Below are 17,132 nucleotides of genomic sequence, written 5' to 3'. Positions count from 1 at the left end.
TGGTAAACTATTAAAACAAATAAGTTCCACAGGACAAGGATGGGATGGCACGTACAACGGACATCAAATGCCATCAGACGATTACTGGTTTACTGTTGATTATGTAGAACAAAACCAAACCAAACAATTTAGAGCCCATTTATCATTAAAAAGATAGTTAAAATGAATTTTAGAAAGATTTATTTATTAGCACTCCTATTAATCGCGCAATTTTCGCATTCACAAGAAGGTTTGCCCGTGTATTCGGATTATTTATCAGACAATTATTATTTGCTTCATCCGTCGATGGCTGGCGCAGCTAATTGCGCAAAATTAAGATTAACAGCAAGACAACAATGGTTAGGACAGAAAGATGCGCCTGCATTGCAAACTTTGAGTTTTAATGGAGCATTAGGAGAAAGATCTGGAGGAGGAATTATTATTTATAACGACAGAAACGGTTATCATTCGCAAACTGGAATGAAACTAACTTATGCACATCATATTATGTTTTCTCGTGATGATGTTGATTTAAACCAACTTTCATTTGGTATGAGCGCAGGATTTGTTCAAAGTAATTTGGACGAAAGTACTTTTTATGATAACAATCCAAATTTTGATCCAATAATTTTTGGTTCAATTCAAAAATCAACTTATTTTAATGTTGACATTGGAGCATCGTATAATTTCCTAGATTTTTACGTTCATTTCACGGTTAAAAATGCACTGGCCAGTGAAAGAAAATTATATACCGGTAGTGAGCCTGTAAATCTCAAAAGAGCCATTTTGAATTTAGGTTACACTTTTGGGGATGCCGATAGAATTTTATGGGAGCCATCCTTTATGTTTCAGTTAGTGACTTTAACTCAAGAAAAAACAATTGATTTGAATCTAAAAGCCTACAAAGAGTTGGATTTTGGTAAATTGTGGGGAGGAATATCCTATAGAAGAAGCCTTGATGGCGCGCAATATGTTCAAGGAAATGGTGTTGCAGATCAAAAATTACAATACATAACTCCAATAGTAGGTATAAATTTTAAAAAATACGTTTTCTCTTATACATACTCCCATTTGTTAGGAACAGTCAAATTTGATTCGGGAGGTTTTCATCAAATCACTTTAGGGATAAACTTGTTTTGTAAACCAGAAAAATACCACTGTAATTGTCCAGCAATTAATTAATTCAAATAACTGTCCCGGATTTATCGGGACAATTTTTTTAAACCATGATACTAAAAGCTGTTAACGGTAAAAGCCCGCAGATTCCTAAAGATTGTTTTATTGCCGAAAATGCTACCATTGTTGGTGACGTTGTGATAGGAGAATTATGCAGCGTTTGGTACAATGCTGTTATTCGCGGTGATGTTCATTATATTAAAATCGGGGATAAGGTTAACATCCAAGATGGGGCGATTATACATTGCACGTATCAAAAACATCCAACAGAAATTGGGAATAATGTTTCTATTGGGCATAATGCCATTGTACATGGTTGTAAAATTCATGATAATGTGCTTATTGGAATGGGTGCAATTATCATGGATAATTGTGTTATTGAAAGTAATTCTATTATTGCCGCAGGTGCTGTGGTTACTCAAAATACGGTTGTTGAATCTGGGACAATTTATGCTGGTGTTCCTGCTAAAAAAGTTAAAGATATCAACCAATCCGATTTTGCTGGAGAGATTGAACGAATTTCTAATAATTATATAGTGTATTCCAGTTGGTTTAAGGAAGAATAAAGAAAGCCTTTTGTTTGAAATTAGCCCTAATGGAAGTGTAAATCCTGTTATTGCTTTGAAAAAATGTTACCTTGAAACGGCTAGTTGAATGGCAATAACAGATTGCAACGAACAGTAGGAACTATATTTAAACGATTTCTAAAGTTTGGCTCTTAAAAATCTTTGACAACTACGGAATATTTATTTTTTAAAATATTCTCCAAAACTTTTGGATTTGAGTTGGTATAAAAAAGTGTTTTGCCTTTATTTGGCTGCGTATTTAATCCTAAAGAATCTTGTAAAATCTTTTTTGTTTGCCGGGCAACAGCTTCGCCCGAGTCTATTATTTGAATCGTATTGGGAAGAATTTTTTTTATTTGTGGAATCAAGTAGGGATAATGGCTGCAGCCCAACACCAAATAATCAATATTAGCGTTGATCATGGGTTGTAAATAGCGATGCAGAAGTGCATTGATTTCGGGTGAATTGATTTCGCCATTTTCGATTAATGGGACGAGACCATGACCAATTTGTTCTATAATTTTTGTGTCTTGAAATTTTTCGGTTGTTTGATAAAATAAGTCGCTGTTTAGCGTTCCTTTTGTGGCAAGAATTCCGATGATGTGTTTTTTAGAATGCAAAGCTGCGGGTTTGATTGCGGGTTCGATGCCAATAAATGGAACATCGTATTTGGCTCTTAATTCTTTAATTGCATTGGTCGTTGCGGTATTGCAAGCAACAACTATGATTTTGCAATTTTGGTTAAGAAGATATTCGGTATTCTTGATACTAACCAGGATAATTTCCTCTTTAGATTTTTGTCCGTAAGGTGCATTTTTACTGTCAGCAAGGTAAATTGTATCTTCGTTTGGCAGCAAAATGTGAATTTCTGACCAAATAGAAGTCCCTCCAATACCTGAATCAAAAAGTCCTATAGGATTATGGTTGTTCATAAACACAAAAGTAAAAAAACTGCTCAAGTATTTGAACAGTTTTCGTTTAATAGTGTAGAATTTGAATTCGTTTTAGATTAAAACCCTAAATCTTTTTTTACATCTGGGGTTAAATCTGGACCATCTGCCAAGAGTAAATCTGCAACATTTATCACATATTGAAAACCTTTGGCTTTGCCCACTTTTGCGATAGAAGCTTTGATTTTGTCCATCAATGGTTTAACCATATCTGCTTCTTTCTTTTGTAATTCTTTTTGGGCATTGTCTCTGTAATCTTGAATACGTTTTACCAAATCTTGGACTTCTGTTTGACGTGTTGCATTTACAGCATCACCAACTGTGGAAGCTTCTTGGTCGTATTTTTTAATTTTTGCTTGATATTCTTCAGCCATTGTTTTGTATTCTGCATCGTAAGTTCCGCTCAATTTTTCTAATTGTTTCTGCGCATCTATCATTGCTGGCATTTTAGAAATTAGTCCATTTACATCTACATGTGCAGTTTTAGCTTGTGCGCTGATGGTGTAGCTTGTTCCTAAACACAACACTGTAGCTAGTAATAATGATTTCAATCGTTTCATTTTTAAAAAGTATTAATTATTATTTGTTATTGTTATTTTACTCTATTTTTATTTTATCTGCTTTTGCTTTTTTTGCAGCTTCTCTATCTTCTAGCATTTTTTTCTTTTTATCTTCTAAAGCTTTCTTTCTATCTTCAAGAAGTTTTACTCTTGCGGCAGCTTTTGTTTCTTTACTATTGGTTACAGCTGCTGTGTCTTTAATTGTTTTGTTAGTTTCGGGGTTTTTTACACCGCCGGTTGAATTTCCGTTAGCAGGAATCGTGCCAGTTTTTTTTCCGCTCTTGGCGGCAAGTAGTACTGCTCTTCTTCCATCTTTTTCAGCTTTTAAAGCTTCGGCAGCAGCTTTTCTATCAGCAACAGCTTGTTCGCGGGCTTTCTTTTTTTCTTCTAAAGCTTTTTTACGAATATTTAAGGTAGAGTTTTCATCGGTAACATCTTCTTGATATTCTTTTTTAGCTTGATCTTTTAATTGTTTTCTAGAAAGCTGTTCTCTTTTTTCAGCTCTAGTAATTACTCTTATCACCTGATCGCTAATGTCGTGTCTTTTAGCAGCAAAAAGCATTGTCAAGTCTGAAGATTTATCAAAAATATAATCATATTTTTTGGCTTCGGCAATGTCTTGAACCGCTGTAAAAACTTGGTCTTGAATTGGTTTTACCAAAACTGCTTTTTGTGTAATTAAATCACCATTAGGACCAAATTTCTTTTGTTGAAAGTCTAAAAGTTCATCATCTTGAAATTTTATTTCTTCTTCGCGTTCGTCTATAAGTTCTTTGGTTAACAACGCTCTCTCTGTTTTTAAAGCATCTTTTAGTTTAGCAATTTCTACTTTTTTAAGTTCAATATCTTGCTTCCATTTTTGAGCTTTTTGTTCTAATTGACTTTTTGCTTCGCTGTAATCTGGTACATTTTGTAGAATATATTCCATATCAATATAACCTATTTTTACACCTCTTGATTGCGCATTTGTATGAAGCACACAAGATAAAGTTAGAAGTATTATTGCAAAATATTTTTTCATTCGCTTTAAGATTTAGAAATAGTTTCCCAAATATAATTAAAATTGTTGACCAATTATAAAATGTGTTTCCCAGCCATTTGGATTAGTGTAACCTGGTATCGCATCAAAACCTTTTGCAAAGTCAATTCCTAATAATCCAAAAGCAGGCATAAATACTCTCAATCCAAAGCCAGCAGAACGTTGTAATACAAACGGATTATATTCTTTAAAGGTGTCATAGGAAGATCCAGCTTCAAGGAAACTTAATACATAAATTGACGCAGCGGCTTTCAAAGTTAATGGGTATCTTAATTCTAATGAGAATTTGTTGTAAACTGTGGCACCATCTTGTTTAGAGAGTGATTGATTTGGATAACCTCTTAATTGAATCACTTCTCTACCATCTAGCGAAAAGTTTGCTAATCCGTCGCCGCCCAGAAAGAATCTTTCAAAAGGAACTAGTCCTCTGCCGCTATTATAAGCTCCTAAATAGCCAAATTCGCCCAGTGTTCTCATTACTAATTTACCTGCTAATTTGGTATACCAATCGGCTTTGAACTTTACTTTGTAATATTCTAACCAATTAAATTTTTGCTGATCTACTTTTGCTCTATCGGCAGTTGCCAATGTGTAATCTGAACCAACTGTTTGATAAATTCCAGAACCAGTAGCTGTTTCTTTTAGGTAGTCACCAATAGCGGGAATTGCGCCCTCTGCTGTTGGAATGTAAGTTAAACCAGCTCCTGTTCTATACTGGATTTTATAATCTTTTTGATTTTCTAAATCACCATAATTGATTCCATTAAACAATGAATAAGGTAAGGTGAATTTCGCCGAAACACTAAATTCAGATCCCGAAGTCGGGAAAATAGGGTTAACTCCTTTATTATTTCGGGATAAACCAAGAGTATACGCTAGGTTTCGCGAAGCGCCGTTCCCAAATGTGAATAAACCTGTATTGTAATTATTCAAATCATAATACTGAAAACTCACCGAACTAGAAAACACGAAAAAATCATCAGGGATAGTCAATCGTTTCGCAATACCTACGGATAAGGATGTGATATTAAAACTTTTATCCCTATCTACATTGGTTGATCTTCCAGAATAAAGGAACTGTTTACTGTGTGATATAGAGGTTGAAAATTGTATTGGTTTTTTTCCGCCTAGCCAGGGTTCGGAAAAAGACAAGCTGTAAGTTTGAAAAAATGAACTTGCCTGAAGTCGTAAAGATACTTTTTGACCATCACCCATTGGTAAGGGTTTGTACGCATCTTTTTTAAAAAAATTTCTTGCCGAGAAGTTGTTAAATGACAATCCTAATGTTCCTATAAAACCGCCACCACCGTAACCACCTTGGAGTTCAATTTGGCTTGACCCTTTTTCAACTACATTATATTCAATATCAACGGTTCCTGCTGCGGGATCAACATTTTTAAATTTAGGGTCTATTGCTTCTGGATCAAAGAAGCCTAGTTGTCCTATTTCTCTAATAGTTCTAACTAAATCTTCCTTACTGTATTTTTGTCCTGGTTGCGTTCTCAACTCTCGGTAAATTACTCTATCATTGGTTTTGTCATTGCCAACTACTGTTATGTTATTAAAATAAGCTATTGGTCCTTCGGTAATTCTTATTTCAAAATCGATAGTGTCATTGACTGTTTTTACCTCAACGGCGTTGACATTAGAAAACAAATAACCGTTGTTCTGATACAAGTTGGTTAAGTCTTCACCATCAGGTTTTTTCTTATCGGCAATTCTTTTTTCGAGCATCACACCGTTATAAGTATCTCCTTTTTTAATGCCAAGAATTCTGCTCAACAATTGATCGGAATAGACCGAGTTTCCTAAAAATTTGATGTTTCCAAAACGATATTTTCTACCTTCTTCAACCTTAATATTTACAGCTAGTTTGGTTTTTTTGGCATTTAAAAATACAGAATCACTAACAATTCGAGCATCTCTGTATCCTTTTTCTTTGTATTTGTTTACAACAGATGTTAGGTCTTCCTGATATTTTTCTTTAATAAATTTTGATGCCTTTAAAACCCTGATAATATTGATTTGCTTGGTGTTTTTCATGGCACTTCTCAAACTTTTATCCGAGAATTTTTCGTTGCCTTCAAAATTTATTTTAGACACTTTTAATTTATCACCTTTATCAACATTAACAAGCATTTTTACTTGATTTCCTTCGGTTGTATCGGGAATGGTTTTGATAAAAACTTTGGTATTATAATAACCGTCCTTTTTGTACTTGTTTTCGATATAGTTTTTAGTAGTTGTAATCAAATTTTCATTGACAATTTTCCCCTTCGTTAATGCGTTGTCTTTGATAAGGGCTTCCGTTTTTGATTTCTTAACACCTTGAATTTTAACTTCCTTAAGTTTTGGTAATTCTACAATATTTAAATCTAGGTAAATACTATCGGTTACAACTTTTGTCACATAAAAATCAATGTCGCTAAACAGACCAAGTTTTCCCAGTTTTTTTATAGCATTGCTGATTTCTTCACCAGGAACTGTTATGTTTTGACCTTTTTCTAACCCGGCAAAAGTCACAACAGTTTGTTGGTTGTAACTAATTTTTCCATTTACTTTAACATCCGCTAAAATATATTTTTTACCTTGTTCAAAAGGAATTTTTTCTTGGGCTTGTAATTGAAAAATATTTCCAAATAATATAACAATTAGAAATACTTTTAATGTTTGAATCTGCACTGAAATTTTATTTAATTTGTTCACTTGTTTTTCCGTATCTGCGTTCTCTTTTTTGATAGCTAATGATGGCTGCATATAAATCATTTTCCTTAAAATCGGGCCACAAAACATCTGTAAAATAAAATTCTGCATAAGCAATTTGCCATAACAAAAAGTTACTCACCCGGTGTTCGCCACTAGTTCTAATCACTAAATCTACATCGGGTAAATTTCGCGTGTAAAGATGCTCATTTATAATTGATTCATCAATAGTGTCTATAGAAATTATATTATTTTTAACTTTCTCACTTATAATTTTCACAGCATTCAGCAATTCTTCCCTAGAGCCATAGCTTAAGGCCAGCGTGAGTGTCATTCTGCTGTTATTTTTTGTTTTTTTTATAACCGATAAAAGTGCTGCTTTGGCTTTGTCAGGAAGCATATCAATGTTTCCGATACAGTTTAAACGGATGTTATTTTTTTCTAAAGTATCTAATTCATTTTTTAATGAATTGACCAGTAATTTCATTAAAATATCAACTTCTAATTTTGGTCTTTTCCAGTTTTCCGTAGAAAAGGCATATAAGGTCAGGTTTTCGATGCCTAGTTTTGCACAGGTTTCTACAGTAATTCTAACTGATTTTGTGCCGTTTTTATGTCCAAATGCTCTTAAAAGACCTTTTTGTTTCGCCCATCTACCATTGCCATCCATAATTATGGCTAGGTGTTTTGGCAAATTGTCTTTATTTATGGTTTCTTGTAAAGTCATTATTTAATTTGAACAATAACATGGTTTTTCTCCAAAGGTGTAAGTAATTGTAAATCCAGAAAAAACATACCAGTCTTTGCTGTTTAAATTACCAAATTTCAAGATTTCTAAATTTTTATTTTTAGGCAAACTTCCATCAAGATTATCTGTGAAAGTATAACGCGCTCCTACTTCAAAACCTACAATAATATTTTTAAAATAGTTGGTTTTTATACCAACAATCATGGGAATAGCAAATGTGCTGCTGGTATAATCTTTTTTTGTTTCCCCGTTAACAACAAATAATTCATCGTATGCAAAATAAGATATTCCCGAAAACACATAAGGCGTTAACTTTCTTTTTAACTCTTCGTGAAGATTAAAATCAAAAAAGTTAAATTCCAGTCCTGCTGAAAATTCTTTTATGTCATTTTTAAACTTATAACCTCGTTGAACTCTTGCCGGATCATCTGAATCTAAATCATTTCCCATAATGGTAGACTGTGTATAGGAAAACCTATAAGAATGTCTTGGGCTTTTATTCCATTTGTACAAAATTCCAAAAGCTAATTTGTTTGGATTAACATAAGTGGTTTTGCCCACATCGCCAATATAGTTGCTTCCGCCCAAGAATACACCTATTTCGTGAATTTGTGCATTTGATATGTTTTGAAAAATTAAACAAATAAATAATACTAAAATCTTTTTCATTAAATTGAAAATAGCGTGCAAATATAATAATTCTCTCTGCTTGTTTAACATGAATTTTGTATTTCTGTTAATTAAAACAAAGCACTGATTATTATTGATGTTACAATGGTTTGTATTCTAAAACGAATTTTTTAGAATTGTAGTATAAAATAGAATATAATTTTTCTAATTTCTCTTGTCTTCACCCCACAGTAACTTGTTACGAAGTGTTTTTAGGAAGGTTTCTTCGAGAATTTCTACCATATTAATCTTGAAAGGGGCTTTTTTAATCACCAACTCGGCATTATTACTAACCGATGTTATTCTGGAATCCAATGAAACTAAATACTGTTCTTCTCTTCCCGAAACTTTGAGTTTTATCTCGGTATTATCAGGGATTACAAGTGGTCTTGCGTTTAGATTATGAGGTGCTATAGGTGTAATAACTAGTCCGTTTACCTCTGGTGTTAAAATAGGTCCGCCACAACTCAAGGAATAACCCGTTGATCCCGTGGGTGTAGCAATGATTAAACCGTCAGCCCAATAGGAATTTAGATATTCGCCGTTTAAATAAGTTTCTATAGTTATCATTGAAGTAATATCTTTTCGGCTTACCGAAACTTCATTCATCGCAAAATTTATAGCGATTTCAGTATTTGCGGGAATGCTTTCCATACTTAATAGTGTTCTCTCTGAAATTGTATATTTTTTTTCCAATACAATTTGAAGAAAAGATTCAATATTTTCTTTTTGCACCTTGGCCAAAAAACCGAGCCGTCCGGCATTTACACCAAGAATAGGAATGCCAGAATCGCGTACAAAAGTAGCAGCTTTAAGAATCGTTCCGTCACCACCTATGCTTATCAGAATGTCAAAACTGCGGTCTAAATCTTTGTGGGAAGCGAAAGTTTTATAGGGTTTGGCAACAATTTTCTCTTCGTATAATATCTTCAAAAAATGCTCCTCAATAACCAATTCTACACTGTTTTTATTGAAAAAAACAAAAATATCCCTGATGATTGGCCGCGTATCGTTCTGATAATATTGTCCGAAAATGGCAACTTTCATTTTACTATTTTTATATGTTTAAATATTTATCTAAATATTCCGAGCGTTCTTTAAGCGTGTTCAAATAGTCGTCTTCTTGATGTTCTGATATGATTTCATAATTATAACGTCTGAAAGATTGAATGATTTCGTTAATACTGCCATGTGTAGTTTTAATAGTCACCTGCACTTTTTCAGCATTGGCTTGAGAAACAAAAACGCCCAAAAGGTTACCGTTGTTGCTTTCCACAATTTGCGTGATTTGGCTCATCGAATAATCTGCAGTGGATTTTTCAACAACAATAATTCCACCAGAATCTTTAAGGAAGGGAGTTTCGTTTAAAAACTTGATTATATCTGTAATTTCGTAATACCCTATGTAATGATTTGTTTCATCCAAAATAGGAACAATGTTGGCATTATTTCTAGCAAAAATTTCTAAAACATCTAGCCAAATCATCGTTGTTCTTACAAAAAAACCTTCTAAAGCATAGCGATAATCCGCAATAGTTTTACTGCGTTCAAAAGTTTCTACATCAACAGACGAAATGCAACCTATATAAATGCCATTATCCAAAACCGGAAAATGAGAATGCGAATCTTCTGCAAAGAAATCTTGAATTTCTGCCACAGAGTTGATACTCAAAAAAGGTTTAAAATCGTTATTAATGTATTCAGAAAGTTGTCTCATCGATACTTTTTTTTAACGACTGCAAAATAATCAAATTTTGGGACATGAGGGCTTGCTTAACTTTGTATTTTTGTAATCATATTTTTAAGATTCAAAATTTACTAAAAATCTCCATGATAAAATTAAGCGTAAACATTAATAAAATAGCCACTTTACGAAATGCTCGGGGTGGTAATGTTCCTAATTTATTGCAGGTTGCAAAAGATATTCAGAAATTTGGCGCACAAGGAATAACCATTCATCCAAGACCAGATGAAAGACACATTCGCTATCAAGATGCCCGTGATTTGAAATCAATTGTTTATACCGAATTCAATATCGAGGGTAATCCAAAACATAATTTTATAGATTTAGTTCTCGAATGCAAACCCACTCAAGTGACTTTGGTGCCCGATGCTATTGGAGCTATTACTTCGTCTGCAGGTTGGGATACAGTCAAAAATAAATCCTATTTAACCGAAGTTATTCAGGAATTTCAACGCAACGGAATTAGAACTTCCATCTTTGTTGATCCTATTTTGGAAATCATTGAAGGCGCCAAAAAAACAGGAACAGAAAGAGTCGAGTTATATACCGAAGCGTTTGCGCATCAATACGGTTTAGGCAATCATAAAGGAATTGAACCGTATACTCAAGCAGCTGTTTTGGCAAATAAATTAGATTTGGGAATAAATGCCGGACACGATTTAAGTTTGGATAATATCAAATTCTTTAAAGAAAATATTCCGGGATTGATGGAAGTTTCTATAGGTCATGCCTTGATTTCAGAAGCATTATATCTTGGTTTGGATAATGTGGTGAACATGTATTTACAAAAATTAAAATAAATTATTGTCCTCTTAAGCGCAGTCGAAGGTCTAATTCCTGAATCAAAATGATTTTACATTCCCGAATAGAAGGCATAGGCAAGCCACTAATTATCATTCACGGATTTCTCGGGATGTCCGATAATTGGAAATCATTGAGTGCTCTTTATGCTGCTGAAGGTTTTCAAGTTCACTTGCTTGATTTAAGAAATCACGGAAAGAGTTTTCATGCTGATGCATTTAATTACAGTGTAATGTCGAATGATATTCTGGATTATTGCCAACATTATAATTTAACAACTATTTCTCTCCTAGGACATTCGATGGGCGGAAAAGTAGCCATGCTTTTTGCTACAACATATCCTGATTTGGTTGAAAAATTAATTGTTGCCGATATAGGTCCGAAATATTATGCGCCACATCATCAAGACATTTTAGCAGGACTAAATGCCGTAGATTTCACCACAAAACCTGACAGAGAACAAGTAGAAGAAATTTTATATCCTTACATTCCTGATTTTGGAACCCGCCAGTTTTTGATGAAAAACTTGTATTGGGTAGCACCAGGACAATTGGCTTTTCGGTTTAACTTGCCTGTTTTTAATTCTAAAATGGAAAACATCGGCGAAGCTTTGCCAACAGAAAATTATTTCAATAAACCAACACTTTTTATTCGGGGCGGAAACTCTCGCTATATTTTAGATGCCGATTTGCCCGAAATCAAAAAGCATTTCACTAACTTTAAATTAGTAACCATTCCCAACGTAGGTCATTGGCTTCATGCCGAAAATCCAAAAGCTTTTTTTGAAGAAACCATTAAATTTTTAAAATAAAACTTTTTTCAAGTTATTAAATTTGTTTAAAGTTTAAAATTATTGCCCAAAACGCGTATCAAAACGCCCTTGAGTTATTCTTATTGTAGAACCCGTAAACGGTTTTTTTTATATTCATCGAGAAAGTACCTAATACGATTTGGTTTGGAATGTCTAATTTTGTTATGTGCAGTTCACCAGTATAAGTATTTAAGTCAGTATATGTTTCTTCACCTGAATTTATATTCAAAAAAAACTTCCGACCTCCATACACTATTGGTTTCAAATTTTTTTAATTGATATGTATTTCCTTGTGTAAATACTATATTATTGGAACCAATGACAATTGCCTTTAAATTTTCAACAGAATCTCTCCCATCAATCTCAAAGTCATACCCACCATTTACGTACTGATAAAAGCAGTTAAAACTAATTGCATTGGGCGCGCAAGTGTTATCTATAAAAGGTATTCCGTCAACATAACAGGCAAATATACCACGCCCAGTTTGTGGGGCTGCGGGCAGGGTTGTGGGGCTATCGCTGAGGCTGCATCCACTTACACAAATAGTGAGAGTCAGCACAAAATAATAAAATATTTTTTTTGTAGTATTCTATCCTAGATTGTTAATAATACTTGTAACCTATCAATTGTAAGAGTAAGATATTCAGTAAAAAAGTGTTTTCTTTTATAATTTAATAGTATGACATTTTAACGCTAGCAATTTTAAAAGTTTAAACCTTTTTAAAGGATAACGTTTTATGTAAAAAAGCCTAGCATGCGGCAGTACTTAAGGTATATTTGTTGCAACACTTATAGTGTGCGACAGTATTCATGGATTACCGCTGTACAAGTGAGCAGGGTTTACTCTTCGAAAAGAGGTTTTTCTTCCTACTTGTTGTCTCCGAGTTTAAATAAATTGTTGTTACTATGTTGTCTCAACCTTGGTTAAGAGGAAAAAGGGGTCATAACAGTTGGATATTTTTTTATCGGTTATTTTTAAAAGATATTCGTAAATTTGTTTAACGAAATTAAATGTTTTTAATATTTATAACTTAAAACTAAAATTAAATGAAACTACTTATCAGAATATTGATTACAACCGTTTTAGTTATGGTAATTGCCCACTTTATGCGGGGCAGCATTACGCTAGTAAACGGATTTGAAACTTCCTTAAAGGTTGCGATTGTACTAGCACTGCTCAACTTTTTTGTAAAACCTATATTAGTTTTATTAACATTGCCTGTAACCTTTATAACGTTAGGTTTATTTTTGCTGGTAATCAATGCTGTAATAATTTTGCTTTGCGCTCATTTTGTCCCTGGTTTTGGTATCCATTCGTTTTGGACTGCCTTAATTTTTAGTATCATCCTCTCACTATCGCAATCAGTGGTTTATCAAATCACGGGTGAGGCAAAATAAAGTAGTTACTATCATTAAAACAAAAACTTGGTTGGGTTGCATAAATGTTATAATTTTGCAATCCAATTTTAGTTGACATAAAAATGAATATTACAATAAACAACGTAGATGCATTAAATGCAGTGGTGACCGTAGAAGTGGCGAAAGCTGATTATGCTGAAAAAGTAGAAAAAGTATTGACAGATTATCGCAAAAATGCAAGTATATCGGGCTTTAGAAAAGGGGCTGTTCCCATGAGTTTAATTCAAAAACAATACGGAAAAGCTGTTTTGTTAGAAGAAGTAAACAAATTATTGCAAGCCAATTTGAACAAATATTTAGTCGAAGAAAAATTAGACATTCTTGGAAATCCGTTGCCCAAAGTAACCGAAGATTTTAATTGGAATCTTGAAAATTTTAAATTTGAATTTGAAGTAGGTCTAGCGCCACATTTCGAAGTTAATTTGGAGCAAAAAAACAATCTGGTTTTCTATAAAATAGTTACTGAAGACAAAACGCTAAACGACCAAATTGCTCGAATTCAAAAACAATACGGAAAACTAATCGCCAAAGACACCGTTGCCGAAAATGATGATGTTTCAGGATTTTTTACAAACCATGAAAAAGGAATCAACAACAGAACCACCATTTCTTTAGATGTATTTGCAGATAAAAATACGGCACAGTCATTTATGGGTAAAAAAGTAGGCGATGTGCTTACCTTTAATACAAAAGGACTCTTTGAAGACAATCACAAACTCATGGATTTTTTAGCCATAAGTCACGACGATGTTCACGATTTGGAAGTAGAAGTTTCTTTTACAATTGATGAAGTAATTGGGCACGAGCCCGCCACTCTCGACCAAGAATTATTTGATAAACTGTTTGGACTGCAAGTCATCACCACTGTAGAGGAACTAAAAGCAAAAATTAAAGAAGATGCCGAACAACAATTTGGGCAACAAGCCAATCAAAAATTCCTAAACGATGTTACGGAGTCTTTAATTGCTACTACAAAATTTGATTTGCCAGCTGCTTTCCTGAAAAAATGGATTCAGAATACCGCTGAAAACCCTATGACAATCGAGCAAGCAGAAGCAGAATACGACAAATCAGAAAATGGTCTTCGCTACCAATTGATTGAAGCCAAAGTAAGCGCAGAAAACAATTTGCAAATCACTTTTGAAGAGTTAAAAGACTTTACATCAGGTGTGATTAGAAAACAAATGGCACAGTTTGGGCAACTAAATCCTACCGATGAAGATATTCAAGGAATTGTGGCACGTGTAATGTCAAATCAAGACGAGGTAAAACGTTTGTCGGAGCAAGTTATGAGCGAAAAATTGCTGAACCTGTTTAAAGACAAAGTAAAAGCAACAACAAAAGAGGTTTCTTATGACGATTTCACCAAAGCAATGTACGGGGAATTAAATCACTAATATTATAATTTGCTATATTTAGCGTCAAAATTATTTGGCGCTTTTTTATTCTGAATTTGTTTACTGCGTCAATTCGCTTTACTCGGGTCAGAACCTTGAAGCCAATCCGGCTATACGTTGCAATCTTTTAATCCTGAACTTGTTTCAGGATTAAAAGGATTTTCACTGCTATCCGGGCTAGGATTTAGGTTTTACCGACACAATGTCACAATAAAAACAAGGCACGAACTTTGACCAATCACAAAATAATTAAATAACTCATAATTCATAACAATACCATGGACTACGGAAAAGACCCAAGAGCTACACTCGAAATGGCAAAGCAGTTTAAAAAATTTGCTACAAAAAAACACGGCGTAAACAGTTTATATTACGATAAAATCGTAGGCAGCATGACACCTTATATTATTGAAGAACGCCAAATGAATGTTTCGCAACTCGACGTGTTCTCCCGTTTGATGATGGATAGAATTATCTTCATGGGGACAGGAGTCGACGATTATATGGCAAACATCATTCAAGCGCAATTATTGTTTTTAGAAAGTGTTGACGCTTCAAAAGACATTCAAATCTACATTAACTCGCCAGGCGGAAGCGTTTATGCAGGATTAGGAATTTATGATACCATGCAATTCATCAAACCAGACGTAGCTACAATTTGCACAGGAATGGCTGCCTCTATGGGTGCCGTTTTATTATGTGCAGGTGCTGCGGGCAAGCGTTCGGCTTTGCCACATTCAAGAGTAATGATTCATCAGCCCTCTGGCGGTTCATCTGGAGTGGCAACCGATATGGAAATCAACTTGAGAGAAATGCTCAAATTAAAAGACGAATTATATCAAATTATAGCCCATCATTCTGGACAAACATTTGACAAAGTTCACAAAGATTCAGAACGTGACTATTGGATGATTGCCGACGAAGCAAAAGAATACGGAATGATTGATGAAGTTTTAAGAAGATAAATATGTCGAAAGTCCAAAGTCAAATGTCGAAAGACTAGATGACTTGTGACTTTATGACTTTAGACAACAAGAATGGCAAAACAAGTTTTAGAATGTTCCTTTTGTGGACGAAAAAAACCAGAAACAAATTTATTAATCGCTGGAATAAATGCGCACGTTTGCGACCGATGTATTGAACAAGCACACGGAATTGTTCAGGAAGAATTGAAGTCGAGCGGAACATCAACTTTAAAATCGAATACCGATTTGATTTTGAAAAAACCAAAAGAAATTCGAGCGTTTTTAGACCAGTATGTTATCGGGCAAGATCAAACCAAAAAAGTAATGTCGGTAGCCGTGTATAATCATTACAAAAGATTGATGCAGTTGCAACACGATGAAGATATTGAAATCGAAAAAAGCAATATCATTATGGTGGGTCAAACTGGAACGGGAAAAACATTGGTTGCCAAAACTATTGCGCGCATGCTTGAAGTTCCGTTGGCAATTGTAGACGCAACAGTTTTGACCGAAGCAGGTTATGTGGGCGAAGATGTAGAAAGTATCTTAACCCGCTTATTGCAAGCCGCCGATTACGATTTGGCGAAAGCCGAAAGAGGGATTGTTTTTATAGACGAGATTGATAAAATTGCTCGTAAAAGTGATAATCCATCCATAACCCGTGATGTTTCGGGCGAAGGCGTGCAACAAGCTTTGTTAAAATTATTAGAAGGAACGGTTGTAAATGTTCCGCCAAAAGGAGGTAGGAAACATCCCGACCAAAAATTCATTGAAGTAAATACCAAAGATATTTTGTTTATTGCCGGTGGTGCTTTTGATGGTATTGAAAGAATTATTTCAAAAAGATTGAATCGTCAAGCGATTGGATATGCTACTTCAAAAAACGCTGATGGCATTGATAAGAATAATTTATTACAATACATTATTCCTAAAGACATCAAGGATTTTGGATTAATTCCCGAAATTATAGGCAGACTTCCGGTGTTAACGCACATGGATCCTCTGGATGCTGAAACTCTCCGCGCTATTTTGACCGAACCAAAAAATGCATTAATCAAACAGTATCAAAAACTGTTTGCTATGGACGATGTTACCTTCACCATTTCAAACGACGCTTTGAATTATATTGTAGAAAAAGCGTTAGAATACAAGCTGGGAGCAAGAGGTTTGCGGTCGCTGTGTGAAGCCATTCTTACCGATGCGATGTATGATTTGCCCAGTTCAGACGAAAAAGAATTACACATCGATGTAGATTATACGCACGATGCGCTAACCAAAAATTTATTAAAAAGATTAGAAATAGCTTCATAAAAAAATCCCACAAGCGAGGGATTTTTTACGTTATATAAGTTTGGGTTACCTGTAAGTTATCGGAAATTTACAAACTAACGCACGATAGGAATCATAGCTATAAATTAAAAATAAGCCTTGCTTAAAAGTGCTTAAACGAGATTTTTTATGTTTATTTTGAAAGTTTAGTTTTAAAATGAGGTTGGGTAAAGGCTATTTCTGGTGGCAAGAGTTAACCCCTCCTAAAATTACTTGACACATTTTGTTATTAATTACTAAATTTTTATGTCAACTAATTTTTAATTTCTAATGTA

At 34.1% G+C, this 17,132-nt stretch carries 18 protein-coding genes; 9 read left to right on the top strand and 9 right to left on the bottom strand.

Annotated features, from left to right (window positions below):
- From Q0Q96_RS04660 to Q0Q96_RS04650, 3 genes are all read left to right on the top strand, one after another.
- A partial coding sequence (locus Q0Q96_RS04660; protein WP_293872070.1) for a T9SS type B sorting domain-containing protein occupies positions 1–157 on the top strand: 157 nt, incomplete at its 5' end.
- Between the two features lie 5 nt (positions 158–162).
- Entirely contained in the window at positions 163–1,161 is a 999-nt protein-coding gene (locus Q0Q96_RS04655; protein ID WP_293872068.1) for a type IX secretion system membrane protein PorP/SprF, read from the top strand.
- 44 nt (positions 1,162–1,205) lie between these two features.
- Positions 1,206–1,721, top strand: a complete 516-nt coding sequence (locus tag Q0Q96_RS04650; protein WP_293872067.1) for a gamma carbonic anhydrase family protein — start codon at positions 1,206–1,208, stop codon at positions 1,719–1,721.
- A 152-nt stretch (positions 1,722–1,873) separates the two neighbouring features.
- Here the strand turns inward: Q0Q96_RS04650 and murI are convergent, their stop codons facing one another.
- From murI to Q0Q96_RS04610, 8 genes are all read right to left on the bottom strand, one after another.
- Complete coding sequence (gene murI / locus Q0Q96_RS04645) at positions 1,874–2,653, bottom strand: glutamate racemase (RefSeq protein ID WP_293872066.1); 780 nt, start codon at positions 2,651–2,653, stop codon at positions 1,874–1,876.
- A 77-nt stretch (positions 2,654–2,730) separates the two neighbouring features.
- Positions 2,731–3,231, bottom strand: a complete 501-nt coding sequence (locus tag Q0Q96_RS04640; RefSeq protein ID WP_293872065.1) for an OmpH family outer membrane protein — start codon at positions 3,229–3,231, stop codon at positions 2,731–2,733.
- A gap of 37 nt (positions 3,232–3,268) precedes the next feature.
- Positions 3,269–4,252, bottom strand: a complete 984-nt coding sequence (locus Q0Q96_RS04635) for an OmpH family outer membrane protein (protein ID WP_293872064.1) — start codon at positions 4,250–4,252, stop codon at positions 3,269–3,271.
- 36 nt (positions 4,253–4,288) lie between these two features.
- On the bottom strand, positions 4,289–7,027 hold the full coding sequence (locus Q0Q96_RS04630; protein ID WP_293872063.1) for a POTRA domain-containing protein: 2,739 nt from the start codon (positions 7,025–7,027) through the stop codon (positions 4,289–4,291).
- Positions 6,960–7,700 carry an isoprenyl transferase gene (locus Q0Q96_RS04625; protein ID WP_293872062.1) on the bottom strand — a complete coding sequence of 247 codons (741 nt, stop codon included), beginning with the start codon at positions 7,698–7,700 and terminating at the stop codon, positions 6,960–6,962. The genes Q0Q96_RS04630 and Q0Q96_RS04625 overlap by 68 nt, the downstream gene beginning before the upstream one ends.
- A gap of 3 nt (positions 7,701–7,703) precedes the next feature.
- Positions 7,704–8,390, bottom strand: coding sequence for a DUF6089 family protein (locus tag Q0Q96_RS04620; RefSeq protein ID WP_293872061.1), 687 nt, complete (start codon positions 8,388–8,390; stop codon positions 7,704–7,706).
- 165 nt (positions 8,391–8,555) lie between these two features.
- A complete protein-coding gene (locus tag Q0Q96_RS04615; protein WP_293872060.1) occupies positions 8,556–9,437 on the bottom strand; it encodes an NAD kinase in 882 nt (293 codons plus the stop codon).
- A gap of 10 nt (positions 9,438–9,447) precedes the next feature.
- Positions 9,448–10,107, bottom strand: coding sequence for a CBS domain-containing protein (locus tag Q0Q96_RS04610; protein ID WP_293872059.1), 660 nt, complete (start codon positions 10,105–10,107; stop codon positions 9,448–9,450).
- 113 nt (positions 10,108–10,220) lie between these two features.
- On the opposite strand from Q0Q96_RS04610, the gene Q0Q96_RS04605 reads away from it, so the two are divergent.
- Positions 10,221–10,934: a pyridoxine 5'-phosphate synthase gene (locus Q0Q96_RS04605; RefSeq protein WP_293872058.1), complete on the top strand. Its 714-nt coding sequence runs from the start codon at positions 10,221–10,223 to the stop codon at positions 10,932–10,934.
- A 50-nt stretch (positions 10,935–10,984) separates the two neighbouring features.
- Positions 10,985–11,746, top strand: coding sequence for an alpha/beta fold hydrolase (locus Q0Q96_RS04600; RefSeq protein ID WP_293872069.1), 762 nt, complete (start codon positions 10,985–10,987; stop codon positions 11,744–11,746).
- 209 nt (positions 11,747–11,955) lie between these two features.
- Here the strand turns inward: Q0Q96_RS04600 and Q0Q96_RS04595 are convergent, their stop codons facing one another.
- Entirely contained in the window at positions 11,956–12,306 is a 351-nt protein-coding gene (locus tag Q0Q96_RS04595) for a hypothetical protein (protein WP_293872057.1), read from the bottom strand.
- Positions 12,307–12,794: 488 nt separating this feature from the next.
- Here Q0Q96_RS04595 and Q0Q96_RS04590 point away from each other — a divergent pair, with 488 nt between their 5' ends.
- From Q0Q96_RS04590 to clpX, 4 genes are all read left to right on the top strand, one after another.
- Complete coding sequence (locus tag Q0Q96_RS04590; RefSeq protein ID WP_293872056.1) at positions 12,795–13,145, top strand: phage holin family protein; 351 nt, start codon at positions 12,795–12,797, stop codon at positions 13,143–13,145.
- Between the two features lie 83 nt (positions 13,146–13,228).
- Positions 13,229–14,563: a trigger factor gene (tig, locus tag Q0Q96_RS04585; protein ID WP_293872055.1), complete on the top strand. Its 1,335-nt coding sequence runs from the start codon at positions 13,229–13,231 to the stop codon at positions 14,561–14,563.
- Positions 14,564–14,841: 278 nt separating this feature from the next.
- Positions 14,842–15,528, top strand: a complete 687-nt coding sequence (clpP, locus tag Q0Q96_RS04580) for an ATP-dependent Clp endopeptidase proteolytic subunit ClpP (RefSeq protein WP_293872054.1) — start codon at positions 14,842–14,844, stop codon at positions 15,526–15,528.
- Between the two features lie 72 nt (positions 15,529–15,600).
- Positions 15,601–16,839: an ATP-dependent Clp protease ATP-binding subunit ClpX gene (gene clpX, locus Q0Q96_RS04575; RefSeq protein WP_293872053.1), complete on the top strand. Its 1,239-nt coding sequence runs from the start codon at positions 15,601–15,603 to the stop codon at positions 16,837–16,839.
- The last annotated feature ends 293 nt before the right edge of the window (positions 16,840–17,132 follow it).

It is taken from the genome of Flavobacterium sp., from assembly GCF_025352015.1.
Lineage (GTDB): Bacteria > Bacteroidota > Bacteroidia > Flavobacteriales > Flavobacteriaceae > Flavobacterium.
The sequence above is the reverse complement of the archived record's forward strand: the minus strand, read 5'-3'. Positions and strand labels throughout refer to the sequence as shown.